This is a genomic window from Pseudomonas sp. K5002 (assembly GCF_013386655.1).
In the GTDB taxonomy this organism is placed as follows: domain Bacteria; phylum Pseudomonadota; class Gammaproteobacteria; order Pseudomonadales; family Pseudomonadaceae; genus Aquipseudomonas.
Genome location: NZ_JACARK010001315.1, coordinates 1 through 594, shown reverse-complemented (window position 1 = coordinate 594; position 594 = coordinate 1). Strand labels below are relative to the sequence as shown.

Below are 594 nucleotides of genomic sequence, written 5' to 3'. Positions count from 1 at the left end.
GTACGCCTGGCTGGGGTGACGGTGAGCGAGGCGATCAGGCAGACGCAGCAGCAACTCAGCGCCTTGCTCGCCCACGAGCAAGCGTCCCTGGCGTTGGCCCAGCGTTGCAGCGGCGTCACACCGCTGTTCAACAGCCTGCTGAATTACCGGCATGTCTCGGTCGAGGCACTCGAGGTGCTGCAGCCCGGCATCGAATTGCTGAGCAGCGAAGACATCCTCAGCTACCCACTGATGCTGACGGTGGACGACCTGGCCAGCGGTTTCCGGCTCAAGGCCAAGGCGCCCCGCAAGGTCGGTGCCCAGCGCCTGCTGGACTATCTTGGCACGGTGCTGGCGGGATTGGTGGAGACGCCCGAGGCGCCGCTGTTCGATGTGCAGGTGCTGCCCGCGACCGAACTGCAACAGCAACTGGTGGACTTCAACGCCAGCGAAACCGACTACCCCGTGGACCAGACCGTCCACGCCTTGTTCGAAGCCCATGCCCGGCACACACCTCACGCGGTAGCGGTGCAGGCCGGTGAGCAGCAACTGACTTACCGCCAGCTCAACGAGCGCGCCAACCGCCTGGCCTATCACCTGCGCGAGCGCGGCGTG

General features: G+C 65.8%; 1 protein-coding gene. It reads left to right on the top strand.

Annotation, left to right across the window (positions count from 1 at the left end; genetic code table 11):
• Nucleotides 1–594 (top strand): AMP-binding protein (locus HX846_RS35980; RefSeq protein ID WP_178967318.1); only part of this gene is annotated, 594 nt, incomplete at both ends.